This window comes from Tistrella mobilis KA081020-065 (genome assembly GCF_000264455.2).
Classification (GTDB): domain Bacteria; phylum Pseudomonadota; class Alphaproteobacteria; order Tistrellales; family Tistrellaceae; genus Tistrella; species Tistrella mobilis.
The window spans coordinates 3,066,506-3,093,127 of sequence record NC_017956.1 but is presented as its reverse complement, the minus strand read 5'-3'; the positions used below and the strand labels follow the sequence as shown (position 1 = coordinate 3,093,127).

At 70.6% G+C, this 26,622-nt stretch carries 23 protein-coding genes; 13 read left to right on the top strand and 10 right to left on the bottom strand.

The genetic code is table 11. The features are described 5' to 3' along the window. The first annotated feature begins 2 nt into the window (after positions 1-2). The 4 genes from gcvPA (at position 3) to TMO_RS14040 (ending at position 7,093) form a co-directional block, all read left to right on the top strand. Complete coding sequence (gene gcvPA / locus TMO_RS14055) at positions 3-1,367, top strand: aminomethyl-transferring glycine dehydrogenase subunit GcvPA (protein ID WP_014746303.1); 1,365 nt, start codon at positions 3-5, stop codon at positions 1,365-1,367. Continuing rightward, positions 1,364-2,929, top strand: coding sequence for an aminomethyl-transferring glycine dehydrogenase subunit GcvPB (gene gcvPB, locus TMO_RS14050; protein WP_014746302.1), 1,566 nt, complete (start codon positions 1,364-1,366; stop codon positions 2,927-2,929). Before gcvPA ends, gcvPB begins: the two co-directional genes overlap by 4 nt. A 211-nt stretch (positions 2,930-3,140) precedes the next feature. After that, entirely contained in the window at positions 3,141-5,522 is a 2,382-nt protein-coding gene (locus tag TMO_RS14045; RefSeq protein WP_014746301.1) for an MFS transporter, read from the top strand. Continuing rightward, the gene (locus tag TMO_RS14040; protein ID WP_014746300.1) at positions 5,519-7,093 is read left to right on the top strand and encodes a glutamate-cysteine ligase family protein; all 1,575 of its coding nucleotides are present in this window, start codon (positions 5,519-5,521) and stop codon (positions 7,091-7,093) included. Before TMO_RS14045 ends, TMO_RS14040 begins: the two co-directional genes overlap by 4 nt. Here TMO_RS14040 and TMO_RS14035 read toward each other — a convergent pair. The 7 genes from TMO_RS14035 to TMO_RS14005 form a co-directional block, all read right to left on the bottom strand. Further along, the gene (locus TMO_RS14035; protein WP_014746299.1) at positions 7,072-8,298 is read right to left on the bottom strand and encodes an ABC transporter substrate-binding protein; all 1,227 of its coding nucleotides are present in this window, start codon (positions 8,296-8,298) and stop codon (positions 7,072-7,074) included. The two genes, TMO_RS14040 and TMO_RS14035, sit on opposite strands and share 22 nt — an antisense overlap. Further along, complete coding sequence (locus TMO_RS29505) at positions 8,295-10,367, bottom strand: SpoIIE family protein phosphatase (RefSeq protein WP_187297784.1); 2,073 nt, start codon at positions 10,365-10,367, stop codon at positions 8,295-8,297. The genes TMO_RS14035 and TMO_RS29505 overlap by 4 nt, the downstream gene beginning before the upstream one ends. A gap of 338 nt (positions 10,368-10,705) precedes the next feature. Beyond that, positions 10,706-11,188 (bottom strand): F0F1 ATP synthase subunit B, encoded by a 483-nt coding sequence (locus tag TMO_RS14025; RefSeq protein ID WP_014746297.1) that lies wholly within the window; start codon positions 11,186-11,188, stop codon positions 10,706-10,708. Between the two features lie 5 nt (positions 11,189-11,193). Beyond that, complete coding sequence (locus tag TMO_RS14020; RefSeq protein ID WP_014746296.1) at positions 11,194-11,697, bottom strand: H+transporting two-sector ATPase subunit B/B'; 504 nt, start codon at positions 11,695-11,697, stop codon at positions 11,194-11,196. Positions 11,698-11,914: 217 nt separating this feature from the next. Beyond that, positions 11,915-12,142, bottom strand: coding sequence for an ATP synthase subunit C family protein (locus tag TMO_RS14015; protein WP_014746295.1), 228 nt, complete (start codon positions 12,140-12,142; stop codon positions 11,915-11,917). Positions 12,143-12,261: 119 nt separating this feature from the next. Then, positions 12,262-12,993 carry a F0F1 ATP synthase subunit A gene (locus tag TMO_RS14010; protein ID WP_014746294.1) on the bottom strand — a complete coding sequence of 244 codons (732 nt, stop codon included), beginning with the start codon at positions 12,991-12,993 and terminating at the stop codon, positions 12,262-12,264. Between the two features lie 114 nt (positions 12,994-13,107). After that, entirely contained in the window at positions 13,108-13,512 is a 405-nt protein-coding gene (locus tag TMO_RS14005; RefSeq protein ID WP_014746293.1) for an AtpZ/AtpI family protein, read from the bottom strand. Between the two features lie 722 nt (positions 13,513-14,234). Here TMO_RS14005 and TMO_RS14000 point away from each other — a divergent pair. The 7 genes from TMO_RS14000 to TMO_RS13970 all read left to right on the top strand — a co-directional run bounded on the left by TMO_RS14000 (position 14,235) and on the right by TMO_RS13970 (position 21,382). After that, positions 14,235-15,392, top strand: coding sequence for a sirohydrochlorin chelatase (locus tag TMO_RS14000; protein ID WP_014746292.1), 1,158 nt, complete (start codon positions 14,235-14,237; stop codon positions 15,390-15,392). After that, positions 15,389-16,027 (top strand): precorrin-8X methylmutase, encoded by a 639-nt coding sequence (locus TMO_RS13995; RefSeq protein WP_014746291.1) that lies wholly within the window; start codon positions 15,389-15,391, stop codon positions 16,025-16,027. The genes TMO_RS14000 and TMO_RS13995 overlap by 4 nt, the downstream gene beginning before the upstream one ends. After that, positions 16,024-17,262 carry a bifunctional cobalt-precorrin-7 (C(5))-methyltransferase/cobalt-precorrin-6B (C(15))-methyltransferase gene (locus TMO_RS13990; RefSeq protein ID WP_014746290.1) on the top strand — a complete coding sequence of 413 codons (1,239 nt, stop codon included), beginning with the start codon at positions 16,024-16,026 and terminating at the stop codon, positions 17,260-17,262. The genes TMO_RS13995 and TMO_RS13990 overlap by 4 nt, the downstream gene beginning before the upstream one ends. Continuing rightward, positions 17,259-17,984 carry a precorrin-2 C(20)-methyltransferase gene (gene cobI / locus TMO_RS13985; protein ID WP_041606407.1) on the top strand — a complete coding sequence of 242 codons (726 nt, stop codon included), beginning with the start codon at positions 17,259-17,261 and terminating at the stop codon, positions 17,982-17,984. The genes TMO_RS13990 and cobI overlap by 4 nt, the downstream gene beginning before the upstream one ends. Beyond that, a complete protein-coding gene (gene cobJ, locus TMO_RS13980) occupies positions 17,981-19,867 on the top strand; it encodes a precorrin-3B C(17)-methyltransferase (RefSeq protein ID WP_014746288.1) in 1,887 nt (628 codons plus the stop codon). Before cobI ends, cobJ begins: the two co-directional genes overlap by 4 nt. Then, on the top strand, positions 19,864-20,709 hold the full coding sequence (gene cobM, locus TMO_RS13975) for a precorrin-4 C(11)-methyltransferase (RefSeq protein WP_014746287.1): 846 nt from the start codon (positions 19,864-19,866) through the stop codon (positions 20,707-20,709). Before cobJ ends, cobM begins: the two co-directional genes overlap by 4 nt. A 91-nt stretch (positions 20,710-20,800) precedes the next feature. Further along, positions 20,801-21,382: a HupE/UreJ family protein gene (locus tag TMO_RS13970; RefSeq protein WP_014746286.1), complete on the top strand. Its 582-nt coding sequence runs from the start codon at positions 20,801-20,803 to the stop codon at positions 21,380-21,382. Here the strand turns inward: TMO_RS13970 and TMO_RS13965 are convergent. Next, positions 21,369-22,163: a cobalt-precorrin-6A reductase gene (locus TMO_RS13965; RefSeq protein ID WP_014746285.1), complete on the bottom strand. Its 795-nt coding sequence runs from the start codon at positions 22,161-22,163 to the stop codon at positions 21,369-21,371. The genes TMO_RS13970 and TMO_RS13965 overlap by 14 nt on opposite strands. Before the next feature lie 4 nt (positions 22,164-22,167). Continuing rightward, positions 22,168-23,349 (bottom strand): cobalt-precorrin-5B (C(1))-methyltransferase, encoded by a 1,182-nt coding sequence (locus TMO_RS13960; protein ID WP_014746284.1) that lies wholly within the window; start codon positions 23,347-23,349, stop codon positions 22,168-22,170. Between the two features lie 122 nt (positions 23,350-23,471). Here TMO_RS13960 and cobA point away from each other — a divergent pair, with 122 nt between their 5' ends. Beyond that, positions 23,472-24,317, top strand: a complete 846-nt coding sequence (cobA, locus tag TMO_RS13955; protein ID WP_041606399.1) for a uroporphyrinogen-III C-methyltransferase — start codon at positions 23,472-23,474, stop codon at positions 24,315-24,317. Continuing rightward, entirely contained in the window at positions 24,314-25,654 is a 1,341-nt protein-coding gene (locus TMO_RS13950) for a cobyrinate a,c-diamide synthase (protein ID WP_014746282.1), read from the top strand. The genes cobA and TMO_RS13950 overlap by 4 nt, the downstream gene beginning before the upstream one ends. Here the strand turns inward: TMO_RS13950 and rhtA are convergent. Beyond that, on the bottom strand, positions 25,636-26,532 hold the full coding sequence (gene rhtA, locus TMO_RS13945; RefSeq protein WP_014746281.1) for a threonine/homoserine exporter RhtA: 897 nt from the start codon (positions 26,530-26,532) through the stop codon (positions 25,636-25,638). The two genes, TMO_RS13950 and rhtA, sit on opposite strands and share 19 nt — an antisense overlap. Positions 26,533-26,622 lie beyond the last annotated feature (90 nt).

The window sequence follows — 26,622 nt, the reverse complement described above, 5'->3', positions numbered from 1 at the left end:
TCATGCGTTATCTGCCCCTGACGGGTGAGGACCGCGCGGAGATGCTCCGCGTGATCGGGGCCCCGTCGATCGATGCCCTGTATTCCGACGTGCCGGCCGGTCTGCTGCACGGCCCCGAGGCCTTCCAGGCCGTGGCGCCGGGCAAGAGCGAGCTTCAGGTCGAGCGCGAGATGGCCGCTTATGCCCGGGCGAGCCGGGCCGCCGGTGACGGACCGTTCTTCGTGGGCGGCGGGCTCTACCGCCACCATGTGCCGGCCGCCGTCGACCATCTGATCCAGCGGTCCGAATTCCTGACCGCCTACACCCCCTACCAGCCGGAAATCGCCCAGGGCACCCTGCAGACCCTGTTCGAGTTCCAGACCCAGGTGGCCCTGCTGACCGGCATGGACGTGGCCAATGCCTCGCTCTATGACGGCTCTACCGCGGCGGCCGAGGCCGGCATGATGGCGGTGCGGATCACCCGGCGGAACAAGGTGGTGGTGGCGGGCTCCGTCCATCCCCATTACCGCGCCGTGGTGCAGAACCAGCTGGGCTTTGCCGGCATCGAGGTCGACCTCGCCCCGGCCGACCCCATGGCGGAAGATGATGTCGCGGCCCGGGTCGATGCCGGCACCGCGGCGGTGATCGTGCAGAACCCCGGCTTCTTCGGCCAGGTCCGCGACCTGACGGCGCTGGCCCAGGCGGTGCATGCCAAGGGCGCGCTGCTGATCGTGGCGGTGACCGAGGCGGTGTCGCTGGGCGCGGTCGAAAGCCCCGGCGCCATGGGCGCCGATATCGTGGTCGGCGAGGGCCAGAGCTTCGGCAATGCGCTCACCTTCGGCGGGCCGACCGTCGGGCTCTTCGCCACCCGGTCCAAATTCCTCCGCCAGATGCCGGGCCGGCTCTGCGGCGAGACCGTGGATGCCGATGGCCGCCGCGGTTTCGTGCTGACGCTGTCGACCCGCGAGCAGCACATCCGCCGCGACAAGGCGACCAGCAACATCTGCACCTCGGCCGGTCTCTGCGCCTCGGCCTTCACCATTCATCTGGCGATGCTTGGTGAGCGGGGGCTGACGCATCTGGCGGCGCTGAACCATGCGCTGGCGGGTCGTGCCGCCGATCGCCTGGCGGCGGTGCCGGGTCTCAGCCTGGTCAACGACACCTTCTTCAACGAATTCACCCTCGATCTGGGGCGGCCGGCGGCACCGGTGGTGGAGCGGCTGGCGGCGCGCGGCATTCTGGCGGGCATCGCGCCGGCGGTGCTCGACGGCGTCGAGGCCGATGCGGCGGCACTGCAGAACCTGCTGGTGGTGGCGGTGACCGAACTCGTCACCGACGAGGATGTCGAGGCGCTGGCCTCGGCGCTGACCGAGGAGCTTTCGGCATGACCGCGATGGACCGTTCCCAGGGCCGGGTCTCGCGTGACGAGACGCCGGAGATCTCGATGATCCCGGAAACCGCGACCGGCAATCGCGGCCTGCAGCTTGAAGAGCCGCTGATCTTCGAACAGGGCACCCCCGGCCGGATCGGCGTCGATCTGGCGCCGGTGCCCGAGACGAAGAGTCGGCTGGGCGGTGTGGTGCGCAAGGCCCCGGTCGGCCTGCCCGACCTGGCCGAGCCGCAGGTGGTGCGCCATTTCGTGCGCCTGTCGCAGAAGAACTACTCGATCGATTCGGGGCTCTTCCCGCTCGGCTCGTGCACGATGAAGTACAATCCGCGCCTGAACGAAAAGGTGGCGCGGATGCCGGGCTTCGCCGATCTGCACCCGCTGCAGCCGGTTTCCACCATCCAGGGCGCGCTCGGCATGATGCACGAGCTGGGCACCTGGCTGACCGAGCTGACCGGCATGACCGAGGTGACGCTGGCCCCTGCCGCCGGCGCCCATGGCGAGCTGGCCGGGCTGATGGCGATCCGTGCCGCCCATGTCGCCCGCGGCGATGCCCGCAGGCGCGTGATCGTGCCCGACAGTGCCCATGGCACCAACCCCGCCTCGGCCGTGCTCTGCGGCTATACCGTGCAGAGCATTCCGGGCACCGATGACGGCCGGGTCGATGTGGCGGCGCTGAAGGCGGCGCTTGGCCCCGATGTCGCGGCGGTGATGCTGACCAACCCCAACACCTGCGGCCTGTTCGAACGGGACGTGAAGGTGATCGCCGATGCGGTGCACGAGGTGGGCGCCTATTTCTACGGCGACGGCGCCAATTTCAACGCCATCGTCGGGCGGGTGAAGCCGGCCGAACTCGGCTTCGACTGCATGCACATCAACCTGCACAAGACCTTCTCCACCCCGCATGGCGGCGGCGGCCCGGGCTCGGGCCCGGTGGTCTTCGCCGAAAGCCTGGCCCATGTGGCACCGGGTCCGCGGATCCGCCGGCAGGACGATGGCAGCTACACGGTCGAAGCCGTGCCGGGCGGCCCGGCGGTCGGCCGGCTCAAGGCCTTCTTCGGCCAGGCGGGCATGTTCACCCGGGCGCTCGCCTATATGAAGAGCCTGGGCCGCGACGGCCTGCATGCGGCTTCGGGCGATGCGGTGCTGGCGGCCAACTACCTGATGGCCCGGCTCTCGGAAGAGATGACCCCGGCCTTCCCCGGCCCCGCCATGCATGAATGCCTGTTCGATGACGGCTTCCTCGAAGGCACCGGGGTCAGCACGCTCGACTTCGCCAAGGCGATGATCGACGAGGGCTTCCACCCGATGACCATGTACTTCCCGCTGGTGGTGCATGGCGCGATGCTGATCGAGCCGACCGAGACCGAATCGAAGCAGGCGCTGGACCAGCTGGTCGACGCGCTGCTCTCGCTCGCCCGCCGCGCCAAGGCGGGCGAGGCGGAAGCCTTCCATGCCGCCCCGCGCTATGCGCCGCGCCGGCGTCTCGACGAGACGCTCGCCGCCCGCAAGCCGGTGCTGCGCTGGACCCCGCCGGCAGAGGCCCGCGCCGCGGCCGAGTGACCGCCCGCAGACCTGTCCCGACCGCCCCGGTAGCATCGCTACCGGGGCGGTTCGCGTTTCGGTCGGCAAATCCCGCGATGCGGCATATGGGCGTCAATCCGGGTTGACCTGGGCACAGGAAGCGCGGGCCAAAATCGATACATCCGGGTAGGATGCGGGGAATCCGGCCCCCTTGGTGGGGATGGTCCTGCATAGCGGAAAATCACTTTCCATGAGCCTCGCCACCCGGGCCCGCGGGCCGATCTTCCGTCTCACCCTTGCCCTGGCGCTGCTGCTGCCGGTGTGCATGGGCATTGCCGGTTTCCTGAACCTCACCGCGCTGAAGCGTGTCGATGCCGAGGCGACCGTCAGCGAGGTGACCGCGATCGGCGGCAAATGGGCCGACCGGTTGCAGGTCGCCGTGCGCTACGGCAAGCCGATCGAGAAATTCTCGGGCCTCGACGACCTGCTCGACGATGTCCGCCAGGACATCCCGCTGGCCGGTCAGGCGGCGGTGATCGATCTGAAGGGCCATGTGCTGGGCAGCCGCGGCGAAGAGGCGGCGGTGCCGGTGGTCGGCGCGGACAAGGGGGGTGAGGTGGTCGAGCGCGTGGCGGCCGGCCGCCGCTGGGTGCTGTTCCCGATCCGCGATGCCGGTGGCGCGGTGGTCGCTCATCTGGGCGTGGCGCTGCCCGAAGAGGCCCATACCGCCGAAATCGGCCGCACCGTTCAGGCGATGGTGGCTGCGGCGGCCGCGGCCACCATTCTGGGTGTACTGGTCACGCTGGGGCTGGGCTTCGCCTCGGCCCGCGGCCGGGCGGCTGATGCGGTGCGGCTGAAGCGGATGCGGGTGGCCGGCATCGCGGTCGTGGTGCTGGCCCAGGCGGGGTTTGCCGCCTATGCGATCGGCGAGTTCCGCAGCGCCGTCGAAACCGCGGCCGCGCGTCAGGGCGAGCGCCTGGCCGCCTCGGTGGCCAATGATCTCGATCAGCTGATCAACAAGGGCATCGGCCTCCGCTTCATGGGGCGGATCGAGGACAATTTCGCCCGGTTGATCGATCAGGTGCCGCTGATCGGCGGTGCTGCCCTGGTCGGCCCCGACGGCACGCGCATCGCCGCCGCCGGCGTGACCGGCCCGGATGCCGGGCCGGTGGTGATCCGGGATCTGACCACGGTCGCCGGCAGCGGCGGCCGCCCCGCCGGCCGCATCGAGATCACGCTGTCCGGCGCCGCCATCGCCGACAGCGTCCAGTCCCGCGTGCTCGACGCCGTCACCCTGGCGCTGGTTTCGGCCATGATCGTGGGCGAGGGGCTGATCTTCGTCTTTGCCGCGGTCCGCGGCCGCGTCGGGACGGGCGGCATCGCCGATTCGCGCTTTGCCCGGCCGATGGCCTTCCTGTTCCTGCTCGCCTGGTCGCTGCCGCTGTCCTTCGTGCCGCTGGCCATGCGCCTGCTGGCCGCGGGTAATGGCGCTGCAACCAGCGACATCATGATGGCCGCCCCGGTATCGGCCGAGATGATGTGTGCCCTGGTCACCGCGCTCATCGCCGGGCCCATGGCCGATCGCCGCGGCTGGCAGGTGCCGGTGCTGACCGGTTTCGGCCTCTGCATGCTGGCCAACATGGTTTCGCTGGTGGTGATGGCGACCCAGACCCACCCCGCGGCCTTCATCGCCGCGCGCGCCCTGGGCGGGCTCGGCTATGGCTTTGCCTGGATGGGCATCCAGAGCCATCTCTACGCGACCACGCTGCCCGAGCGCCGGGCCAGTGCCACGGCCGGGCTGATCGCCGGCATCTTCGTCGGCCAGATGTGCGGCACCGCCATCGGGGCGATGCTGGCCGAGCAGCTGGGCTATGCCAATGTCTTCCTGGTCGCGGCCCTGTTCATGGTCATGCCGCTGGTGGTGGCGCTGGTCGCCGTCAGCGTCGGCCGCGAGCTGGCGGTCGAGACCGACAGCAAGCCTGTTGCCGCAGCCCCTGTGACGGCCGAGGAAGGCGGCGGCTGGCGCGGCCTGCTCACCGATCGCACCTTCATGCTGGTGCTGGTCTGCAGCGTGATCCCGTTCTCGATCGCCCAGGTCGGCCTGCTCAACTTCGCGGTGCCGGTCTATCTGGCCGAACAGGGCATCAATCAGTCCGATATCGGCCGCGTGCTGATGGTCAACGGTCTGGCCGTCATCCTGCTCGGCCCGCTTTTCGGCCGGTTGACCGACAAGGTGACCGACAAGCGGCCCTTCATCGTGGCCGGTGCGCTGGCGGCCGCCGCCGCCCTGGTCGTCGCCAGCATCGGCGGCAATCTGATGGCGCTGGTCGCCGCCGTGTTCCTGATCGGCGTTTCGGGCAGCATTGCGGGTGGCGCGCAGAGCGCCCATGGCCTGCAGGGGGCCGGTGTCGCGCGTGCCGGCATCGGCCGGGCGGTCAGCATGAAGCGCTCGGCCGACAAGTTCGGCCAGATGCTGGGGCCGCTGATCGTGGGCGGCCTGTTCGCGGTGGTCGGCACCACGGCGGGGCTGGCGGCCACGGCCGGGCTGATGCTGGCGGCCGGCCTGCTCTTCCTGGTGCTCGACCGTCGCCCCGCCCCGCCTGCGGCGGGGGAGGCGGAGGCCAGCTCATGACCGTCGAGCGCCTGCAGGTGCCGCGCCCGGTCAAGGTCGGGGTGGAGATCGAACTGCCGATCGCCTCGGCCGCGGACGCCACCAGCCTGGCGGTCCCCGATGTGTTCGACCGCCTGGTCGCCGATGGCGATGCCGAAGGCCGGGCGCCGCAGCCGCTCAGCCTCGGCGGCCGGGTGGTCGGCCTGCGCGATGCCGCGGGCATGATCTCGGTCGACAACGGGTTCAACAATCTCGAAGCCTCGCTCGGGCCGGTCACCGGTCTGGAGCAACTCGACGACGAGGCGCGCGAGGCGCTGGATCGGGTGGGGGCCGCCGTGGCGGCCTCGGGCGGCATGCTGGTCAATCTGGCCGAGCATCCCTTCCAGCCGGTGTCACAGGCCTTCTACCACGCGACCCGGGCGCCCAAGCCGGTCTACGACTACTGGAACGAGGTGCGGGGTTGGGATCATTCGGCCGGCATCGACGCCAAGGCCCATAACAGCCCGTCGACCGATGTGCCCGTAGATCGCGGCGCCGATGCGGTCAATCTGGTGCTGGGCTTCTCGGCCGCCTTCATCGCCCTCTTTGCCAACAGCCCCTACGAGAACGGCCGCGCGACCGGCTTCAGGGAAAACCGGCTGACCCTCTGGTCGCGGATGTGCGGGGGGGCCCATGCCGCCCGCGACCGCAGCTGTTTCGTGCCGCCAGCCGAGCCCTTTGTCGGGCTTGCCGCCTATATGCGCTGGGCGCTGGGCGTGGATGCACCACTGCCGGCCCTGCCGCATGGGCCCGCAGACCTGGCCCCCACCTCGAAGATCGGCGGCCTGGTAGAGGTCGAGGGCCAGCCGACCCTGCGGGAGTTCCTCGGCCAAGGCCGCAGCTGGAGCGGCCGGCTGCGCGGCGACGACATGGTGGTGCAGATCCGCCCCTCCGCCACCCATTTCGCGGCGCTGCAATCGTCGAACTTCCTGGATGCCCGGCTGCGTTTCGCCTTCGCCCCCGGCCGCATGCCCGAGCCGGCGACGCTCGCCGCGGTGGTCGACAGCGACGCGGCCCTGGCCCGGCTGATGGCCGAGACGACCTCCGCGGTCTATCTGGAAGGCCGCGCCCCCGGCGCCAATCTGCCCGATCAGGAGCTGATCGATCTGGGCGGCGAGGCCGTGGCGGCCAGTGTGGTGAGTGCGGCCGGCGCCCTGCAGAAGGGGCTGCTCGCGGTGATGGACCGGGGCCTGGCCGTCATTGCCCGCCATGGCTGGGCGCGGCTGATGCTGCTGCGCGAACGCGCGATGCGCGACGGGCTGGCGGCCGAGGTCGACGGCCTGACCGCGGCCCGTCTGGCGGCGGAGCTGGTCGATCTGGCGGGGGCCGGGCTCGATGCGCGCGAGGCGCGCTTCCTCGCCTATCCGGCCTTCGTGCTTAAGACGGGGCAGAGCGGCGCCGATCGGGCGATCGCGATGGTCGAAGCCGGCCATGACGACATGGCCGCGCGGCTGGCGCGTCTGGTCTTCGCCCGGCGGCATGTCGCCCTGGGCGGGGCGGCGCCCAAGGCGTCCGCCGCCGCCGGGCTCGGTCAGCGTTCGATCTTGCGGTAGATCTCGTCGGCGGCCAGCAGAATGTCGACCGGCGGGTTGAAGCCGATGATCTCCATGGTCTCCAGATTGAGCGCGATCTTGGCCGGCGCCACCCAACGCTGATCCAGCGCCCAGGGTTCCGCACCGTTGAAGATCCGGCCGATCACCTCGGCATGGAACAGCCCGACATACGAGAAATCGCCCTGGGCGATGCTCATCAGCACGCCCCGGCGAACGTCGCCCGATCCGGCCATCGAAAAGGTGGGCACGCCGGCATCCAGCGCCGCATCGACGATGGCGGCAAGGCTGCTGCTGGTCACGCCGCGATGGACGGTGATGTAAAGCGCGTCGACCTTGGGCGCCAGTTCCTTGTAGCAGCGCACCGCCTCGGCCTTCGCGACCTCTTCCGGCACGCCGTTGAAGGGTGCGAAACAGGTGACGAGATCGAAGCCGCGGGCGGCGGACACCGCCTCGACTTCCTCGATCGCGGCGAAGGTGCGGCCTTCCAGCGTGTTCTCGTAGACCACGCCCAGGCGTTTCGCCCGGACGATATCGTCGAACAGCTCCACCTGGCGGCCATAGCGGCCGGGTTCGACCTTGGCATGCAGGTTGGGACGGCCGGAATCATCCGGCGACGGGATGATCTTCGAGGCGACGGGATCCGAGGTGGAGGCGACGACGATAGGCGTGGTGACGGCGTCATTGGCCAGATCCTGGCCCGCCCAGGTGCCCATGGCGATCATCAGGTCGATATCCTGCCGGCCGGTCAGCCGTTCGATGATCTCGGGCCGGACCTGCTTGCGGCGCTCGGGGTCGAAATCGCCGGCGGTGTAATGGGCGTCGCCGACGAATTCGACATGGCCGCCATTGGCATTGGCGACCAGGAACCGCCAGAGGGTGGCGGAATCCGGCACCTGGTCCATCGGCGGCAGATCGATCTGGGGCACCCAGCCCAGCTGCATCAGCCCGCGGACGATGGCGGCCAGGATGATCTTGTAGTCGCCGTACTGGCCGCCTTCGTAATAGCCGATGCGGAAGCGCTTTTCGGGGGTCTCGGGCCCCGGCACCGGCGGGATCGCCTCCGCCGCGGCGCGGATTTCGGGCGAGGGCGGGGCGGCATGGGCCGAGGCGGGCACCAGGCCGATCAGCAGTCCGGCGAGCGCCAGGCCGATCAGCAGCGACAGCAGGACACGTCCGAACAGGGTCGAGGGCTTCCAGAGGGTCATCCGATGCTCCGTAGTGCCTCGGGGGCTGCGGTGGTGGCGTCGGCCCCGGGGCCGGCGTAGTGCAGGGCGAAGACGGTGATATCGTCCGACTGGTCGGCACCGGCAACGAAATCGTCGATGTCGTCGAACAGCCGGTCGACGAAGCGCTTCGGATCGGCCGCCATGCCGCCGGCCGACACCCGGAGCAGCCGGTCGTCGCCGTAGAGCGCCTTGTCGGGGTTGTGGGCCTCGGTCACGCCGTCGGTATAGACCAGCAGCTCGTCGCCGGCGCAGAGGTTCAGCGACATCGCCCGGTATGGCATGTCTTCCATCACCCCCAGCGCCGGGCCGCAGACCGTGCTCAGGGCCTCGGGCGCCGTGGCGCCGCGGCGCAGCAGCAGCGGCGGGTTGTGGCCGGCATTGCAGTATTCCAGCCGTCCGGCCGCCAGATCGATCCGGCCGCAGAACAGGGTGACGAACATGGTGTTCGGGTTGTCGCGCGCCAGCATGTCGTTCACCTCGGCCAGCATCTCGGCCGGGGTCAGGCCCTTCTCGGCCGAGGTCTTGAGCAGGGTGCGGGTGATCGCCATGAACAGCGCCGCCGGCACGCCCTTGCCCGAGACGTCGCCGACCACGAAGTAGAAATGGCGACCTTCGGCGAAATAGAAGTCGAACAGGTCGCCGCCGACCTCCTTCGCCGGCACCAGGCGGGCATGGAGATTGATTTCGGGCCGGTCGGGGAAGGGCGGGAAGGTCTTGGGCAGCAGGCCTTCCTGAATGTCGCGCGCGGCGGCGAGTTCGCCTTCGATCCGCATACGCTCTTCCGTCACCCGGATCAGCTCGCGGATCTTGGCGCGGAGCGTTTCGTCCATGAAGGCGAAGGCAGAGGCCAGCCGGCCGATCTCGTCGGCACGATCGTCGATCATCCGCCGGAGCCCCGGATCGGGTGGCGCATCCCGGGTGAAATCCTGCGAGGCGAGGGCGCGGACCCGGACCTCCAGCCGGCGCAGCGGCCGCACCAGCCAGCCCGAGAGCGGATAGGCCGCCAGGAACGACAGCACCAGCACGGAACCCAGCAGCAGCGCCTGATTGCGGGTGACCTCGTGCGCCGGGCCCAGAATGTCGTCGCGCGACAGCAGCATCGTCACCCGCCAGTCCAGCGGCTTGAACAGATGGGCGTAGAGCACGACGTCGTCCGCCCCGGCCGGCGGCGGCACGGCCACCGTGTCCTGGCGGGGCAGGTCCTGCGGCAGCATGGCGAAGGCGTCGGCGCAGCTGTCGACGGCGGTACTGATCGCCGCACAGGCGGTATCGCCGCCCTGGGGCGGGATCACCAGCCGCCCCTGGCCGTCGAAGATCATCGCCCGGCCGCGATCGCCCAGGCGGAGAGCATGGACGCTGTTGGTCAGATCCCGGATCATCTGCGCCATCTGGGCATCGGCTGCGCGCTGCACGTCCTCGGCATCGGCGATCACCGCCACCGTCCAGCCCCAGGGCTCGAAATTGCGGAAATAGCCAAATTTCAGCCGGGTCTCGGTGGCGTCCAGGCTCTGCCAGGGGAAGGTGGAGAAGGTGTCGCCATACTGAAGGACGTCCTCCTGCGCCGCCCTGAAGGCCGGGCGACCCTTCATGTCGCGGCCGTCGATCAGCGTCTGGCCCAGCAGCGATGCATCCGGGTGGATCAGCACCCGCATCTCGCCGTCATAGACGATGACATAGCGGGCCTCGCTGCGCGGCTGGTCCGACAGCCATTGCAGGGCGGTGTTGCGGGCAGCGGTCTCGCTCATCCCGCCATTGGCGGCCAGGCGGCGAAGGGCCGAGAGCACCGAGACCACCTGGTCTCCCTGGTCGCGCAGCGCCGTCTTGCGCTGTTCGACGGCATCGACCTTCTGGCGGATCAGCGACTGGAAACGCTCGCGCAGGCTGGTGGCGAAGAGATCGATGGTGTTGGTCGCCTCGCGCTCCCGTTCCGAGACGAAGCTCCGCTCCAGCAGGGCGGTGGTCGATGGCAGGATCACGGCGGCGGTGACGCCCAGGATGGCGGCCACGCCCAGAAACACCGCCACTCTCAGTGATCGAAACTGCCGCACGCCCTGTCCCCGTCGCCATATGCCCCGGCCGTCCGGCAGGTCTTCGCCCGGCCGGCCGTCATTTCTCCCGCCGGTGCATCCTGCCTGATCACCGGCCGCATGGCGAGCCTCCAGACGCACCGGGTCAACGGTGGGCCACATTGGTGACGGAACATTACATCGACGCCGGAGGATCATTCCGGTGACGCGACATTACATCGACGTCGATACATCTGACCAATGACGCAGCATTATATTGACGTCGGAGTACCTGCGGGGGCCGGTCCCGAAACGCGAAACGCCCCGCCGGCAAAACCGGCGGGGCGTTTCGGAACTGCCCGGATCGCGGGAGACGCGGATCAGTGCAGGGTCTTGAGGCCGGCGATGGTGTCGTCCACCAGTTTGGCCTGACGGTCGGCCGAGAGCTGGGTGCGCAGCACCTGCTCGGTCGCCGCCATCGCCACATCGACCGCGGTCGCACGGACCTCGGCGATCGCATCGGCTTCCGCCTGGGCGATCTTGGTGGCGGCCATGCGCTCGCGACGCTCGATCGACTGGGCCAGCTGGGTCTGGCCCATCTCGACGATGCGCTTCGCTTCGGTGCGCGCATGGGCGACCATCTGCTCGGCTTCCTGCATCGCCTCGCGCTGCTTGCGCTGATACTGGGCGAGGAGCGCCTGGGCGTCCTCACGCAGCTTCTGCGCGGCATCGAGTTCGGCGCGGATCGCGGCTGCACGGGCGTCGAGCATGCCCCCGATGGCCTTGTGGACCTTCAGGAAGCCAAGCCCGGCGATGCAGAGGACGAAGGCGACGGCGACCCAGAAAGTGGGATCGGAGAACATCGGCCTCACTCCTTCCGCGACGAGGTGGCAGCCAGGGCGGCATCGACGGCGCTGCGGACCGCAGTACCATCGACCGGCGCACCGGCCAGCTTCGCGGTGGCCGCCTCGGCGGTCTCGGTCGCGAGCGACGCGAGATCGGCCATGGCGTCCGCCTTGGCGGCGGCAACGGCGGCTTCGGCCTCGCGGACCTTGGCGGCCAGACGCTCGTCAAGCGCGTCGAGCTGCCGCTGGGCCTCGGCCTGGGCCTGCTCGCCGGCCTGCTCCAGAAGCTTCTGGGCTTCGGCGCGGGCATTGGCGAGTGCCGCTTCATAGGCCGCACGCGCCTCTTCGGCCTCGCGCTTCAGCGCTTCGGCACGATCGAGATCGGCGGCGATACGGTCCTGGCGCACCTCGAGGATATCGGCGATGCGCGGGAGCGCGATCTTCGACATCAGCAGATAGAGCAGGCCGAAGGACACCACCAGCCAGAAGATCTGCGACGCGAATGTGCTCGGTTCGAACTGAGGCATGGGTCTCCCGGGGCATTTCGTGGACGGGGCCCCGCGGGGCCGGCCGTCATGGCGAAAGTCTGGCGTGGCAGGCGGATCGTGCCCTGGTCGGAAAGTCGTACCCTGACGGGCTTCATTCCGGAGGCCGTCTGCCGTCCCCGCCCTCACGAACGCGCCCGAGGCGGTGTTTTCACACCCCTCGGGCCCGCTCGGTACCGGTTCCCGGCCGTCGTGCTGATCAGAACACGAAGAGGATGATCAGCGCGATCAGCAGGGCGAAGAGGCCGACCGCCTCGACCAGCGCGAAGCCGAGCATCGCGAGGGGGAACACGGTGGTGCGGACCGAGGGGTTCCGCGCCAGCGAGCTGACCAGCGAGGAGAAGATGTTGCCGATACCGATACCGACGCCGAACAGCGCAAGCACCGCGAGGCCGGCACCGATCATCTTTGCGGCTTCCAGTTCCATCGCTCAACTTCCTTATCTTGACAAAGGGACTGGTTTTCAGAGAGGCGATCGCCTGATACCTGCCCGTGACCGGGGACCGGCCGGCGACATCGCCGGTCGGTCGGATCCGGTCCCGGATCTCAATGCAGGTGCAGCGCGTCGTTGAGGTAGATGCAGGTCAGGATCGCGAAGACATAGGCCTGCAGCGCGGCGATGAAGAGTTCGAGGGCGGTGAGGCCCACGACCACCACGAGAGGCGCAATGCCCGCGACACCGAGCGCGACGATGAAGCCGGCCAGCACCTTCAACATCGTGTGCCCGGCAACCATGTTCGCGAACAGTCGCACCGACAGGCTGATCGGACGCGACAGATAGGAGATGATCTCGATCGGCACCACCAGCGGCATCATCCACAGGGGCACGCCCTGGGGAACGAAGAAGCTGAAGAAGTGACCGCCATGCTTCACCAGACCGATCACAGTGGTCAGCAGCCAGACGAACAGCGCCATCGCAAAGGTGACGACGATATGGCTGGTGGTGGTGAAGCTGTAGGGGAGCATGCCCGCCAGGTTGGCGAACAGGACGAACATGAACAGCGTGAAGATGAAGGGGAAGTACTTCCGGCCTTCCGACCCCACGTTGTCTCGAAGCATGTTCGCGACAAACTCGTAGGACATCTCCGCCATCGACTGTCCGCGGCCCGGAACGAGGGCGCGATTGCGCGAGCCCAGCGTCAGGAACAGCGTAACGGCCGCGATGGCGATGAACATCCACAGCGACGAGTTGGTGAAGGAGATGTCGACGCCGCCGATCTGGAGGTCGACCAGACGCTTGATGTGGAACTGCTCAAGCGGGCTATGTGCTTCCGCCACCGTGGCCCTCGCTCTTCGTTAAGAACTCAACCCTGGCCGGAGCCGTCGGCACCGGGGAGTTCCCGCATGCCGGCCACCTTCCGCACCCTTGCCCGCGGTCGACCCGCAGACCCGTCAATCTTTCCGTCCGGCATCACGGGTGCCGTCCTGTCGTCCCGACCCATCCCCTTGCGGGGGCCCGGCCGGGCCGTTGCCCTGCGCTTCGCCTTCATCGATCTCGTTCATCGTCCGTTTGGCGAAGGCATAGGCATTGCGTATGCCGGCCGCCGCACCAAATAGAAAGAAGACGAGCATTCCGAAGGGTGCCGTGCCGAGCCAGCGGTCGATAAACCAGCCAAGCCCGAGCCCGACGACGAGAGCCGCCAGGAGGTCCGTCCCGACGCGAGCGGCGAACCCGATGCCCTTCACCGGCTCACGCGAATTCCCCGGACCGTCGCCCGTGCGGCGGCCGGTGGAGGATCGTGCCTGCTTCAGTCGGGCTTCAAGCTCTTTCAGTCCCGAGTCGTCCCGGTCATCCATGAGCGTCGGCCCGCCTTGAGCATCCGGTCGGTGGAAGGCGCCTCTGGATTTCCGGCACCAGGCGGGCCGCATCTCTGCTGCCGCACCTTGGCACCCGGTCACCCGGGCACGCCGGCCGCGCCGCAACAGCGCTGCCGAAGGCGCGTGAACCATACGGGGAAGCCCTATGCGTGTCAAGAATGAAAACCCCTTGCTTTACAAGGGATTGGCTTGGCCAACCCATTGATTTTTCAGCACTCGCCTTTCAGGCTCGTGCCCGCCCGGGCACCCTGTGCCCCGGTGTCGCAGGTGCGGGCGGTGCAACCTCAGGGTATCCGGCGCGGGCATCCGCAGCATGGTGGGGGACAGAGTTCGATGCCCCGGGATGCGTGACGGGACGAATTCTCCCCCATTGATTGAAAATCGGCGAGATGTTGCATCCTTCGCGCGGTTGACGCATGGTGGTTGCACAAGGCCGGCCCGATGCGGGACCGGCCACCACGCCCCGGGACGCCAGACGCGACGGGGCTTCGCGGGCGGGATCATCGCCGGCGGACGGGCGGATCCTGGATGGAAGCCCGCGTGGACGATCGCGATGGCATCGCCGCCTGCACCCCGCCGGCGGCTACGGTTTTCTGCTGCCACGCGACGCCGACGCAGCGCGCTTCCTCTCGGTATATATATGCCCCTCGTCCATCGGCCGCTTCCGCACCGACAGCAGTGTGACGGAGGGACGGAACGCGATGTTCGGGCTTGGAGCCGGTCAGGGATTGATGATCTGCGGCCATGGCAGCCGCGATCAGGGGGCGGTCGACGAATTCGCCGAGCTGGCCATAGAGCTGCGCCGCCGCTTTGCCCCGGTGCCCGTCGAATACGGCTATCTGGAATTCGCCCGCCCGATCATCCGCGACGGCCTGGACCGGCTGCGAGCCCAGGGGGTGCGCGAGGTTCTGGCCGTGCCGGGCATGCTGTTCGCCGCCGGCCATGCCAAGAACGACATCCCCTCGGTGCTGAACACCTATCAGGAAAGCGTGCGGTCGGGCGGCGACATGGCCGGCGGCCGGGCCGATCCCGGCTTCACCATCCGCTATGGCCGTGAACTGGGTATCGACCCGCGGATGCTGAAGGCGGCGGGAGAGCGGGTAGAGGCGGCCATCGCCCGTGCCGACGCCGCCCGCCCGGCCACCGACCCCATCCCGCGCCACGACACCCTGCTGGTGGTCGTGGGCCGCGGCGCATCCGACCCGGATGCAAATTCCAATGTCGCCAAGGTCGGGCGCATGCTGTGGGAAGGGCTGGGCCTCGGCTGGGCCGAGACGGCCTATTCGGGCGTCACCTTCCCGCTGACCGAACCGGCGCTCCGCCATGCGGTGCGGCTGGGCTTCCGGCGGGTCGTGGTGTTCCCGTATTTCCTGTTCACCGGCATTCTGGTCAACCGGATCTACGACGCCGTCGACCGGGTGGCGGCCGATTTCCCCGGGATCGAATTCGTGAAGGCCCGCTATCTGCGCGACCACCCGCAGGTGGTGGAAACCATGATCGACCGGGTGCAGGAAATCCTGCAGGGCACCGGCAACATGAACTGCCAGATGTGCAAATACCGCGTTCAGGTGCTGGGCTTCGAGGGCGAGCGCGGCCTGCCGCAGGAAAGCCACCACCATCATGTGGAGGGCATCGGCACCGGTGCCGCGGGGCATGATCACGGGCCTGCGCAGACCCATGACCATCATCACCATCATGATCACGATCATCCCCATGGGCACGACCACGGGCACCACCACCATGGGGCCGGCCATGATCACGGCCATCACCACCACCCCTATCCCCATGCCGACCATCCGCTCGGCCCATCCAGCCTGAACAGGGAAGCGGCCAGCCTGAAGAAGGCTTCGGGCGGATGAGCACGGCCTGGCTGCGTGTGCCCGACCAGATCTATGCCCGATCCTTCGCCATCATCCGGGCCGAGGCGGAGCTTGACCGGCTGCCGCCGGCCCTGGTGCCGCTGGCGCTCAGGGTCGTTCATGCCTGCGGCATGGTCGAAGTGGCTTCCCGACTTGCCTGGCAGGGGGATCCGGCGACGGCCGGCCGTGCCGCGCTGGCCGCAGGGCGGCCGGTGATCGCCGATTGCCGCATGGTCGCCTCGGGCATCATCCGCCGCCGGCTGCCGGCCGGCACCGAGATTCTCTGCGGGCTGGACTGCGATGAGACCGCGGCGATCGCGGCGCGCGACGGCACCACCCGCTCGGCCGCGGCGCTCGACGCGCTGGGCGACCGGCTGGCCGGCGCCGTGGTCGCGATCGGCAACGCGCCCACGGCCCTGTTCCGCCTGCTGGAGATCATCGCCGCCGGCGGGCCGCGCCCGGCGGCGATCCTGGCCTTTCCGGTCGGCTTCGTGGGGGCGGCCGAAAGCAAGCAGGCGCTGATCGAGGCCGGTTGCGGCGTGCCCTTCCTCACCCTGCCGGGGCGGATGGGCGGCAGTGCCATGGCCTCGGCCGCGGTCAACGCCCTCTGGGCACCGAATGAGGAGGGTGGATGATGGACGGGGCCAGCCTGACGACCGCACCAGCGCCCTGGATCACCGTGATCGGCATCGGCGAGGACGGTCTGGCCGGGCTCGGCACCGAGGCCAGGGCCGAGGTGGTCGCGGCGGAGCTGCTGATCGGCGGCGATCGCCATCTGGCGATGCTGCCGGATGACGACCCCCGCCCGCGCCTGGCCTGGCCCAGCCCGCTCAAGGATCTGCGGCCGGCGATCGAGGCCGCGCGCGGCCGGCGGCTGGTGGTGCTGGCGAGCGGCGACCCCTTCTGCTGGGGTGTCGGCACCACGCTTGCCCGCTGGTTCGGGGCCGATGCGCTCTGCGTGCACCCGGCCCCCTCGGCCGCCAGCCTGGTCTGTGCCCGGCTGGGCTGGCCGCTGCCCGAGGTGCGGATCATCACCCTGCACGGCCGGCCGCTGGCGCTGCTCGACCGCCATCTTCAGCCCGGCGCGCGTCTCGTTATATATACCGACGACGGCGCGGCCCCGGCGGCGATCGCCGCCCGTCTGGCCGAACGCGGTTTCGGCGCCAGCCCGATGGTCGTGCTCGAATGCCTGGGTGGCCCGCGCGAAGCCCTGCGCCGCGGGACGGCCGGCGACTGGGATCCGCGCCCGGCGGCCGATCTCAACACGGTCGCGGTCGAACTGGTGGCGGCACCCGCGACCGACTGGCTGCCGACCCTCGCCGGGCTCGACGACGACGCTTTCGATCATGACGGCCAGCTGACCAAGCGCGAGGTGCGGGCGATCACCCTGGCCCGGCTGATGCCGGCACCCGGTGCGCTGCTCTGGGATCTGGGTGCCGGCAATGGTTCGGTCGCGATCGAATGGCTGCGGGCCGAGCCGACCGCCAGGGCGATCGGCATCGAACAGCGGCCCGACCGGCTGGATCGGGCGCGGGCCAATGCGCTCAGGCTGGGCGTGCCGGGACTGACGCTGATCGAGGGCCATCTGCCCGAGGCGCTGGCCGGGTTGCCGGTTCCGGATGCGATCTTCCTGGGCGGCGCCGTGGCCCAGGCGGGGCTGATCGACCAACTGGTCACTCTGTTGAAGCCGGGCGGCCGGCTGGTGGCCAATGCCGTGACGCTGTCGGGAGAGGCGGCGCTGATCGAGGCTCAGGCCCGCCATGGCGGCGATCTGACCCGCATCCAGATCGCCCGCGCCGAGCCGGTCGGGCCGCATCTGGGCTGGCGGACGGCGATGCCGGTCACCCAATGGGCCTGGCGGCGCGCATGAGCGGGGCAGGTTCGACGACCGGCCGGCTCATTGGTCTCGGCCTCGGGCCGGGCGATCCGGAGCTGATCACGCTGAAGGCCGCCCGGCTGCTCGGCAGGCTGGGGGTGATCGCCCATATCCGCGCGGCCGGCGCCGGCCGGGGGATGGCGCTCAGCATCGCAGGCGGGCTGATCGCGCCCGGGGCGGTGCTGGTCGAGATCGAGATGCCGATGCGCGACGACCGCAGCCCCGGGGCCGCTGCCTATGATGCCGGCGCCGCGGCCATCGCCGCCCATCTGGCGGAGGGCCGCGATGTCGGCCTCTTGTGCGAGGGCGACCCGCTCACCTTCGGCTCGTTCATGTATCTGGCCGCCCGGCTCCAGGGCCGCTTTCCGGTCGAGGTGGTGCCGGGCATCACCTCCATGGCCGGGGCGGCGGCGCGGATCGGCCTGCCGCTCGCCGCCCGCACCGACTGTCTGGCGATGATCCCCGCCACCCTGCCCGCACCCGAGCTTGCGGCGCGGATAGCCGCGGCCGACGGCATGGCCTTCCTCAAGGTCGGCCGGCATCTGCCCAAGCTGCGCCGGGTGTTGGAGGAAGCCGGCCTGCTGGCCCGGGCCTGGTATGTCGAGCGCGCCACCTGGCCGGGGGAGCGCATCCTGAAGCTTGCCGACCTCCCCGACGAGGTGGCGCCCTATTTCAGCCTGATCCTGGTTCACCGGCGCGGCGAGGCGACAGCATGACCGACATTCCTTCCACCGCCGCTCCGGCCGTTCTGATCCTGGGACCTTCGGGGCTGCCGCTGGCCCGGCGGGTTCAGGCACTGCTGCCCGGCGCCGTGATCACCGGCCCCCATGCCCGGCTTGCGGCCGATGATCGCGCCCTGGTCGCGCCGCTCGACCCCGTCGCTGAGGGGCTGCGCAGCCTGTTCCTGGCCGGCCGGCCGATCCTGGGCATTGCGGCTGCCGGCGCGCTGATCCGCATGCTCGCCCCGGTCCTGGCCGACAAGACGGCCGAGCCGCCGGTGCTGGCACTCGCCGAGGACGGCAGCGCGGTCGTGCCGCTTCTGGGCGGCCATCACGGCGCCAATGATCTGGCCCGACAGCTGGCGACGGCGCTGGGGGCGGTGGCCGCCGTCACGACCGCGGGCGATCTGCGCTTCGGCGTCGCGCTCGACGACCCGCCGGCCGGCTGGCGGCTGGCGGCGGGGCTGGATCCGAAACCCGCCATGGCGGCACTGGTCGCCGGGGCCTGGGTGCGGGTCGAGGCGGATCTTCCCGACTGGCTTGCCCCCCTGCCGCAGGCGGCGGAGGGCGGCGTGCCGCTGGTGATCGATCACCGGCTCCGGGAGGTGCCGGCGGGCGGGCTGCTCTATCATCCGGCCCGCCTTGCCGTCGGCATCGGCTGCGAACGCGGTGCCGGGGCCGAGGAGATCGGCGGGCTGATCGACGAGACCCTGGCCGGTGCCGGTCTGGCACCCGGGGCCGTGGCCCTGATCGCGACCATCGACATCAAGGCCGACGAGGCCGGGATCGCCGCCGCCGCCGCCGCGCGCGGCCTGCCGGTGCGGGTCTTCCCCGCCGCACGGCTTGCCGAGGAAACCCCGCGGCTCGCAACGCCGTCCGACTATGTCAGGGCGACGGTGGGGGTGGCGGGCGTCGCCGAGGCGGCGGCCCTGGCGGCGGCGGGCCCCGCGGGGGAGCTGATCGTGGCCAAGCGTAAATCGCCGCGCGCGACCTGTGCGGTGGCGCTCGCCCCGGCGCCGATCATGGCGGGCGACGTCGGGCGCGCGCCGGGCATGCTCTATGTCGTCGGCATCGGCCCCGGCCGGCCCGACTGGCGCACGCCCGAGGTCGACCGCATGGTCGCAGAGGCGACCGACCTGGTCGGCTATGGCCTCTATCTGGATCTGCTGGGACCGGCGGCGGCCGGCAAGCGCCGCCACGGTTACGAGCTGGGCGAAGAGGAACGCCGCGTCGCCGCGGCACTCGATCTGGCGGCGGAGGGGCGGAGCGTGGCTCTGGTCTGTTCGGGCGATGCCGGCATCTATGCCATGGCGGCGCTGGTCTACGAGCTGATCGAGCGCGGCGAGGATCTGGGCGAGCCCCGCCCCGGCTGGGCCCATGTGCCGGTGCAGGTCTCGCCCGGCATCTCGGCGCTCCAGGCTGCGGCGGCACGGGCGGGCGCGCCGCTCGGCCATGATTTCTGCACCATCTCGCTGTCCGATCTCATGACGCCGTTCACGGTGATCGAACGCCGGATCCGGGCCGCGGCCGCCGGCGATTTCGTGGTCGCCTTCTACAACCCGGTCTCGCGCCGCCGGCGCCATCAGCTGGCCCGTGCCCGCGAGATCCTGATCGAGGCGCGCGGCGGCGCCACCCCGGTGATCCTGGCCCGCAATCTGGGCCGGCCCGACGAGACGGTGACGATCACCGATCTGGACGGGCTGGCGGTCGATGCGGTGGACATGCTGACCCTGGTGATGGTCGGCGCCCGGGGCAGCCGGCGGCTGGAACTGGGGCAGGGCACCCGGGTCTACACCCCCCGCGGCTATGGCAGCCGCGGCGAAGACAGTTTTGCAGATGCCGGTTTCGGCCGGACCGGATCAGGGGAGGCCGTGGCATGACGGTTCATTTCATCGGTGCCGGCCCCGGTGCGGCCGATCTGATCACCATCCGCGGCCGCGACCTGATCGCCGCCGCCCCGGTCTGCCTCTATGCCGGCTCTCTGGTGCCGGCGGAGGTGGTGGCCTGGGCACCGCGGGGCGCCCGAGTCATCGACACCGCCCCCCTCACCCTCGACGAGATCGTGGAGGAGATGCGGGCGGCGCATGAGCGGGGCGAGGATGTCGCCCGGGTCCATTCCGGCGATCCCTCGATCTATGGGGCGACGGCCGAGCAGATGCGTCGGCTGAAGGCGCTGGGCATCCCCTTCGACGTGACGCCGGGGGTGCCTGCCTTCGCCGGTGCCGCGGCAGCGTTGCAGAGCGAGCTGACCCTGCCCGGCATCTCGCAGACGGTGATCGTGACCCGCACCGGCCATGCCTCGTCGCCCATGCCCGAGGGCGAGACGCTGGAAGAGCTGGGTCGGTCGCGGGCGACGCTGGCCATCCATCTGTCGATCCGTTTCCTGCCCCAGATCCACCGGACGCTGGCCCCCTATTACGGCGATGACTGCCCGGTGGTGGTGGTCTATCGGGCGACCTGGCCTGACCAGATGATCATCCGCGGCACGCTGGCCGATATCGCCGCCCGGGTGCGCGCGGCGAAGATCACCCGCACCGCGCTGATCCTGGTCGGCCGGGTCTTCGAGCCCGGCGACTTCGCCGACAGCGCGCTTTATGATCCGGGACATGCGCATGTGCTGCGGCCGGTGCGTGCTGCCCCGAAACGTCCCCGGGGCAGCCTGCCCGATCCCGTGGCCGGCGCTGCCCCCCGCGTCGGGGACGCCGATGTCATCTTCCGCTGATCCGGCCTCCCCCCTCGACTCTGGCGCTCCCTCAGGAGCCTTGTCCAAACCCTGTCCGCACCGGACGCCCCGACGACGGAGACACGATCCCATGTTCCGACGCAGCCTGATCCTGCCGCTGACCGCCGCTGCCGCCCTGGTGGCCGGCCCGGCCTTCGCCCATACCGGCCACGAGGTGGCCGGTTTCGCCAGCGGCTTCGCCCATCCGATCGGTGGTCTCGACCATGTGCTGGCCATGCTGGCGGTCGGCTTCTGGGCCGGGCAGACCGGCGGCCGGATGATCTGGGCGGCGCCGCTCGGCTTCATGGCGCTGATGATCGCAGGCGGTGCGCTCGGCATGGCCGGGATCGGCCTGCCGGGGGTGGAGCTGGGCATCGTCGCCTCGATCGTGGTCTTCGGCCTGATGATCGCCTTCGCCTTCCGCCCGAACCCGGTGGCGGCGGCGGCCATCGCCGGCGTCTTCGCCCTGTTCCACGGCCATGCCCATGGCACCGAGATGGCGGGCGACGGCTCGGCGGCGCTTTATGCGCTGGGCTTCCTGGCGGCGACCGGCCTGCTGCATCTGGCCGGCATCGGCATCGCCATGGGGCTGCAGAAGCTGCAGGTGGCCAGGGTCGAGCGTCTGATCGGCGCCGGCATCGCCGCCGCTGGTCTGGTGCTCATGGTCGGCTGACCGGGGGGAGCGCCTGGTCTTCCGCCACCGGCCGGGCCAGCCAGTCGACCACCTCGTCGACCCGGCTGGCCCAGAGGCCCGGCGGCGAGGGGGGACGGTCGATCATGAGCACGGCGATGTGGCATTCGCGCGCGACCTGGATCTTGGCCTCGGCACCGGTGCCGCCGGCATTCTTGGCGATGACCGCCGAGACCGCGTGTTCGGTGAAGAAGCCGCGTTCGGCGGCAAGGTCGAAGGGGCCGCGATCGCGGATCAGCGTGACGTCGACCCCGGGCGGCAGCACGGCCACCGGCTCGATCGTGCGGACCACGAAACTGTATTCTGCCCGCGCCGCCAGCAGGTTCAGCCCGCGCCGGCCGGTGGCGACGAAGACCCGCCCGTCTTCGGGTGCGGCCGCGCGCGGCAGGGTCTCCAGCGCCTCGGCCAGATCCGCCACACCGTACCAGCGGTCGCCGATGCCGGCGGTCCAGGGCGGACGGCGGAGCGTGATCCGCGGCACGCCTGCGCGCAGCGCCGCCTCGACCGCATTGGCCGAGATCGTCTCGGCGAAGGGATGGGTGGCATCGACCAGCCGGTCGAAGCCCTCGCCGGTCAGCAGCCGGGTCAACCCGTCGATGCCGCCGAGCGGGCCTGAAACCAGCCGGCCGGGCGGGCGCCGCGGTGCATGGGTGGCGCCGGCGAGCGAGGTCCAGACCTCGTGGCCGGTGGCGGTGGCGGCCTCGGCCAGGGCGGCGGCTTCGGCCGTGCCGCCGAGGATCAGAAGCTTGAGCGGCTCGACCATCGGCTCAGATCCGGATCCCGGCGGTGGCGGCGACGGGCTTGCCCGCCCGGTCGGCGACCACCACGTCTATCGCCACGGCGGCGGGTGCGACCGCGGCGGCGAGCGTCGCTCCGGCCGCCTCGGCCACCGGCCGGGCGATGTCGAGCCCGGCGGCACTGCAGAGGTCGAGCACCTGTTTGGCGGTGTTGGCGGACGCAATCGCGGCGGTCAGCTCCGCCCCGGCGCCGATGCCGGCGGCAAGGCCCGCAAGACGGCTGAAATCCACCGTCGAGCGGCTGGAATGCAGGTCGAGCGCCCCCTGGGCCAGCTTGACCAGCTTGGCGAAGCCGCCGGCCACCACCAGCCGGGGGACGGGGTGGCTGCGGAGATATTTGGCGAGCGCGCCCGCGAAATCGCCCATGTCGATCAGGGCATGGTCGGGCAGATCGGGCAGCAGCCGGCGCAGCATGGCTTCCGAGGTCGACCCGGTGCAGCCGGCGACCATGTCGAGGCCGGTGGCGCGGGCGACATCGACGCCGCGATGGATCGAATGGATCCAGGCGGCGCAGGAATAGGGCACCACCACGCCGGTGGTCCCCAGGATCGAGATCCCGCCCAGGATGCCGAGGCGCGGGTTCCAGGTCCGCTCGGCAAGGGCCGCGCCGCCGGGGACCGAGATGGTGACGACGACATCGCCCGGATGGTCGAGCAGGGATGCGAGTTCGGCCACGGTATCGGTCATCATCCGCCGCGGCACCGGGTTGATCGCCGGTTCCCCGGGCGGGATCGGCAGGCCGGGCCGGGTGACGGTGCCGACGCCGGCGCCGGCGCGGAAGGTAACGCCCGTCCCCCGGGGCCCCGGGTGCAGCGTCGCCAGGATCAGTGCGCCATGGGTGACGTCGGGGTCGTCGCCGGCATCCTTGACGATGCCCGCGGTCATGGCGCCGTCGGGCTCCACCCGGCGCTCGGCGACATCGAAAACCGGGCGTTGCCCCGTGCGGAGGGTGGCCTTGGGCAGGGTGATCTCCACGCGGTCGGGGAAGCGGCCGGTGGCGAGTGCGGTGAAGGCGGCGGCGGTGGCCGCGGTGGCGCAGGCACCGGTGGTCCAGCCCGAGCGGAGCTGAGGCGCAGCCGGCCCGCCCCCCGGCTTGCGGCCGGAGGTCTGATTGCCGGGCAGGGTTTCCGGTATGGCGCGGGTCGTGGTCATGGCGCGACGATATCATCAAGCGGCGGAAGGGTCATGGGCCCGGCCGTGACAAACGGAGGAATGGCGCGATGAGCGAGGCAGAGGGCAAGGAGATGCCGGGGGCGGCCCCGGGTGGTGCCGGCATGGTGCTGCCCGGCCTGCTGGGCCTGCCTGCCTTCGCGCCCGGCCAGGTCTGGCTGGTGGGGGCGGGGCCTGGCGATCCGGCGCTGCTGACGCTGGGGGCGGCCCATGCCATCGCCTCGGCCGACGTCATCGTCTATGACGCCCTGGTGGATGAACGGATCCTGGCCCTGGCCGGGCCCCATGTGCGGCTTGAATATGCCGGCAAGCGCGGCGGCCGGCCCTCGCCCAAACAGGCCGACATCACGCTCAGGATCATCGCGCTTGCGCGTGAGGGGCTGCGGGTGCTCAGGCTCAAGGGCGGCGATCCCTTCGTCTTCGGCCGGGGCGGCGAAGAAGGGCTGGCATTGGTCGAGGCCGGTATTCCCTTCCGGGTGATCCCGGGCGTCACCGCCGGGATCGGCGGCTCCGCCTATGCCGGCATTCCCGTCACCCATCGCGACACCAATCATGTGGTCAGCTTCATCACCGGCCACGACACCACCGGCGGCGTGACCGGCAGCATCGACTGGGCGGCGCTGGCCAAGGGCTCGCCGGTGATCGTGCTCTATATGGGCCTCAAGCATCTGGGCGAGATTTCGAGCCGGCTGATCGCCGGTGGCCGCGACGCAGAAGAGCCGGTGGCGGTGATCAGCCGGGCGACCACCCCCCATCAACGGGTGCTGGAAACCACGCTCGCCCGCGCCCATGACGATGTCGTGGCGGCCGGGCTTGAAGCGCCGTCGATCGTGGTGATGGGGCCGGTGGTCCGGCTGCGCGCCGCGCTCGACTGGATGGGGGTGCTGGACGGCAGCCGCACGCCCAAGGCCGACCCGCTCGGCACCCGCGGACACAAGGCCGCCTCGTGACCCCGCCGCCAGCGCTGATCCTGGCGGCCCCCGCCTCTTCGGGCGGCAAGACCACCATGACGCTGGGCCTGCTTCGCGCCTTCCGGCGCCGTGGCCTGGCACCCGCTGCGGCCAAGATCGGCCCCGACTATATCGATCCGGCCTTTCACGAGGTCGCCGCGGGCCGTCCGTCGGTCAATCTCGACGGTTGGGCGATGGCCCCCGACCGGCTGGCTCGCCTGATCGAGACGCAGGCGCCTTCGGGGCTGCTGGCCATCGAAGGGGTCATGGGGCTGTTCGACGGCGCGCCCGCGCCGGGGGCCAGTGGCGACGGGTCGGCGGCGGCGCTGGCGCGTATGTTCAGCCTGCCGGTTCTGCTGGTGGTCGATGCCGGGGCCCAGGCGCGATCGGCGGCGGCGCTGATCCACGGCTTCCGCAGCTTCGATCCGGCGGTTCAGGTGGCGGCGGTGATCTTCAACCGGGTCGGCGGCCCCGGCCATCGGCGCGTGCTGGCGGCGGCTGCCGCCGAGGCGGGGGTGCCGGCGCTGGGCTTCGTGCCCCGCCGGGCCGATATCGCCCTGCCGTCGCGCCATCTGGGGCTGGTGCAGGCCCGCGAGACCACCGATCTCGACGCGCTGCTTGACCGGTTGGCCGATCTGGTGGCGGCCCATGTCGATCTGGATGCCGTGGTGGCGCTGGCCCGACCTGCGAGCCCGGGTGCCCGGCTGGTGGCGGCGGAACCCGGGCCGGCGGTGCCGCCGCCGGGCGGCCGTATCGCCCTTGCCCGCGACGATGCCTTTGCCTTCATCTACCCGCATCTGCTGGCGGACTGGCACGCGGCCGGGGCCGAGGTGCTGCCCTTCTCGCCGCTGGCGGGCCAGGCGCCTGACCCGTCGGCCGATGCCGTCTGGCTGCCCGGCGGCTATCCTGAGCTGCATGCCGGCCGGCTTGCGACCGATCGCGCCTGGGTGCGCGGGCTGGTCGCGGCCCGCGACCGGGGTGCGGTGATCTTCGGCGAATGCGGCGGCTATATGGCGCTGGGGGAGGTGCTGACCGATGCCGACGGCCGCGACTGGCCGATGGCCGGGCTGCTGGGGCTTTCCACCAGCTTTGCCGCACGGCGGCTGCATCTCGGCTATCGCCTGGGCCGGATGGTCACAGGGCCGCTGGAGGGCAGGCTCTGGCGCGGCCATGAATTCCACTATGCCACCATCATCGCCGAGCGGGGCGACCCGCTCTGGTCGTCGGTGGAGGATGCGACCGGGGCCGCGGTCGAAGGGGCGCGGGGCTTGCGCGCCGGACGGGTCGCCGGCTCGTTCCTGCACCTGATCGCGGCCGGTCAGTCGGTCGCAGGCTGAGCCCGGGCAGGGGCGGGGGCGGCCTCGCGCCTGGCGGTCAGCGTGGTGCCGGCCGAGGCCGAGATGATCGCGCCGATCGCCAGCCATTGCAGGCCCGACAGCTGCTCGCCCATGAAGACCAGGCCCGACAGCGCGGCCATGGCCGGCTCGACGCTCATCAGAATGCCGAAGGTGCGGGTCGGCAGGCGGGTCAGCGCCATCATTTCCAGCGAATAGGGCAGCGCGGTCGACAGCACCGCCACCACCAGCGCCACCGGCAGGATCGTGGGGTTGAGCAGGCCGGTGCCGGCATGCAGGATGCCGAAGGGCATCACCAGCGCCGCCGCGATCAGCGCGCCATAGGCCGAGGTCTGCATGCCGTGGGTGGCGCCGGCCTTCTGGCCGAACAGGATATAGAGTGCCCAGCAGGCCCCGGCCCCCAGCGCATAGGCGGCTCCCAGCGGATCGATGCCGTTTTCCAGCCCGCCTACGGGCAGCAGCAGGACAAGCCCCGCCACCGCCAGCGCTACCCAGAGGAAATCCATCGGCCGGCGGGCACCGGCCAGCGCCACGACCAGCGGACCGGTGAATTCCAGCGCCACCGCCACGCCCAGCGGTACGGTGCGCAGCGCCATATAGAACGACAGGTTCATGCCGCCCAGCGCCAGGCCGTAGACCGCCACGGATTTCAGCGCCGAGGTGGTGAAGCGCACCCGCCAGGGCCGGAACACCGCCATCAGCAGCATCGCGGCGAAGACCAGCCTGAGCGTCACCGCCCCTTGAGCCCCGATCTCGGGGAAGAGCGTCTTGGCGAGCGAGGCGCCGCTCTGGATGGAGGCGATCGCGATCAGCAGCAGCCCGACGGGCAGCAGGATCGAGCCCTGATGACGGGAGGACATGGTGCGCAGCGGCTTTCGGGCGGGGCGGGTGCGAGGGAGGTGCTTCCGGTGACCGGAGCATGGTGTAGTATACTGCTCAGAGCGGAGGAT

What these genes read in the sequence shown, in the direction of transcription:
- cobJ (WP_014746288.1), top strand. Translation starts at nt 17,981, where the DNA reads ATGACCGACATTCCTTCCACCGCCGCTCCGGCCGTTCTGATCCTGGGA.
- TMO_RS14005 (WP_014746293.1), bottom strand. Translation starts at nt 13,512, where the DNA reads ATGGATGACCGGGACGACTCGGGACTGAAAGAGCTTGAAGCCCGACTG.
- TMO_RS13965 (WP_014746285.1), bottom strand. Translation starts at nt 22,163, where the DNA reads ATGGTCGAGCCGCTCAAGCTTCTGATCCTCGGCGGCACGGCCGAAGCC.
- cobI (WP_041606407.1), top strand. Translation starts at nt 17,259, where the DNA reads ATGAGCGGGGCAGGTTCGACGACCGGCCGGCTCATTGGTCTCGGCCTC.
- cobA (WP_041606399.1), top strand. Translation starts at nt 23,472, where the DNA reads ATGGTGCTGCCCGGCCTGCTGGGCCTGCCTGCCTTCGCGCCCGGCCAG.
- TMO_RS13990 (WP_014746290.1), top strand. Translation starts at nt 16,024, where the DNA reads ATGATGGACGGGGCCAGCCTGACGACCGCACCAGCGCCCTGGATCACC.
- TMO_RS13960 (WP_014746284.1), bottom strand. Translation starts at nt 23,349, where the DNA reads ATGACCACGACCCGCGCCATACCGGAAACCCTGCCCGGCAATCAGACC.
- TMO_RS14045 (WP_014746301.1), top strand. Translation starts at nt 3,141, where the DNA reads ATGAGCCTCGCCACCCGGGCCCGCGGGCCGATCTTCCGTCTCACCCTT.
- rhtA (WP_014746281.1), bottom strand. Translation starts at nt 26,532, where the DNA reads ATGTCCTCCCGTCATCAGGGCTCGATCCTGCTGCCCGTCGGGCTGCTG.
- TMO_RS14025 (WP_014746297.1), bottom strand. Translation starts at nt 11,188, where the DNA reads ATGTTCTCCGATCCCACTTTCTGGGTCGCCGTCGCCTTCGTCCTCTGC.
- TMO_RS14000 (WP_014746292.1), top strand. Translation starts at nt 14,235, where the DNA reads ATGTTCGGGCTTGGAGCCGGTCAGGGATTGATGATCTGCGGCCATGGC.
- TMO_RS14040 (WP_014746300.1), top strand. Translation starts at nt 5,519, where the DNA reads ATGACCGTCGAGCGCCTGCAGGTGCCGCGCCCGGTCAAGGTCGGGGTG.
- gcvPA (WP_014746303.1), top strand. Translation starts at nt 3, where the DNA reads ATGCGTTATCTGCCCCTGACGGGTGAGGACCGCGCGGAGATGCTCCGC.
- TMO_RS14015 (WP_014746295.1), bottom strand. Translation starts at nt 12,142, where the DNA reads ATGGAACTGGAAGCCGCAAAGATGATCGGTGCCGGCCTCGCGGTGCTT.
- TMO_RS13995 (WP_014746291.1), top strand. Translation starts at nt 15,389, where the DNA reads ATGAGCACGGCCTGGCTGCGTGTGCCCGACCAGATCTATGCCCGATCC.
- TMO_RS14020 (WP_014746296.1), bottom strand. Translation starts at nt 11,697, where the DNA reads ATGCCTCAGTTCGAACCGAGCACATTCGCGTCGCAGATCTTCTGGCTG.
- TMO_RS14035 (WP_014746299.1), bottom strand. Translation starts at nt 8,298, where the DNA reads ATGACCCTCTGGAAGCCCTCGACCCTGTTCGGACGTGTCCTGCTGTCG.
- TMO_RS13970 (WP_014746286.1), top strand. Translation starts at nt 20,801, where the DNA reads ATGTTCCGACGCAGCCTGATCCTGCCGCTGACCGCCGCTGCCGCCCTG.
- cobM (WP_014746287.1), top strand. Translation starts at nt 19,864, where the DNA reads ATGACGGTTCATTTCATCGGTGCCGGCCCCGGTGCGGCCGATCTGATC.
- gcvPB (WP_014746302.1), top strand. Translation starts at nt 1,364, where the DNA reads ATGACCGCGATGGACCGTTCCCAGGGCCGGGTCTCGCGTGACGAGACG.